Below are 1,278 nucleotides of genomic sequence, written 5' to 3'. Positions count from 1 at the left end.
TTTATAATTATGCGGTTGTTAATGGGCGTGCCAAAATTTATGGCAAGGTCTATGGCAATGCTAGTGTTGGTGGCTCTTCTGAGGTCTATGGCTCTGTGTATGGCAATGCTAAGGTAACTGATTATACTAAGGTGTGGGGTAAGGTCTATGGCAATGCCAAATTAAACAAGCAAAGCAAAGTAAAGTTGGTACCAAAAAATTGCGAAGTTTATGAAAATGATCATATCGTAAAGATTGTTGATAAAACAGAATAAAGAGCGGCGTGGGGGACGTCTTTTTTGAGAGCTATAAACGCATCATAAAAGAGAGAATTCAAAAAGAAAGCCGTATCAAGTAATATGACGCGGCTTTCTTATAACGTTTCTAATAATTTAATAATCACCTACAATGGAGTGATAAATGCATATATACAAAACGTATCATATTGCAAGCGTTCTATTGTTTTTATGAAAACTTATCAAAAGGATCATAAATAATTGGGTATCATCTTGATAGCATTCATTTGAATGAGAGAAAATATAAACGCTTTATAGCTTTATCAAACCAATCAAAAGCAAATGTGTATTAAGTGAAATGTCTATAACAAAACCCGTTTTTATATTTATGCGCGTTGGTTTTTAAAGCAGCCTTTCATAAGACAAATAAACAAACGTTTTTATAGAATTTAAGGGTTTCAAGATTTGCTCTATTTGCTCTGCTGTAAAATCTAGATCTTTGTTTTTCGTAAATGAAACGTTCTTAAGAGCAAATGATAACTAAGTTTATAGCTGTTATAAAACATCAGTTTCAAACGTTTAAACGTTCATTTAAAAAGGTTATCCATAAGCGTATTTTTACTTTTCATTAAAACCTAATTTCTTTAAAAATTAGCCGGCTCAAATTTGAGCTGGTTATCTTTAAAATAGAGATTCTTTAAACAGGGTAACTTTTGACTCAAAATTTAGAAAAATTTTATGTCTTATGACATTATAATGGTTTTGAATTTTGCTTGCTTGTCTTTGTTTCAATAGGTGCCTCCAAATTTGGATTGACCCCATTTGGTTTCGTATTTTTAAACTATAGTCTTTAAAACGTTTTTTATTACCATGTCTAAGGTATATAGTATTCTACTTCTACGGCATTATTCGCCTCCATTTTTTTGTGGAAGCGAAGAGAGTTCCATCATTTAAAACTCACTATACACCATATTCATTAAAAGATTTTCGCATCATAAGACATAACGTTTTGAATTTCATAACTGTTGTGATGATATGTTTGTATAATGACTGCCTATCATTT

Annotated in this window: 1 pseudogene; it reads left to right on the top strand. The window is 31.3% G+C overall.

The annotated features are described in order from the left end of the window. Positions 1–254, top strand: a pseudogene (locus PVV68_RS10390) (hypothetical protein); the annotation flags it as partial. Positions 255–1,278 lie beyond the last annotated feature (1,024 nt).

Source organism: Bartonella sp. ML69XJBT, assembly GCF_028618515.1.
Taxonomy (GTDB): Bacteria; Pseudomonadota; Alphaproteobacteria; order Rhizobiales; family Rhizobiaceae; genus Bartonella.
The sequence above is the reverse complement of the archived record's forward strand: the minus strand, read 5'-3'. Positions and strand labels throughout refer to the sequence as shown.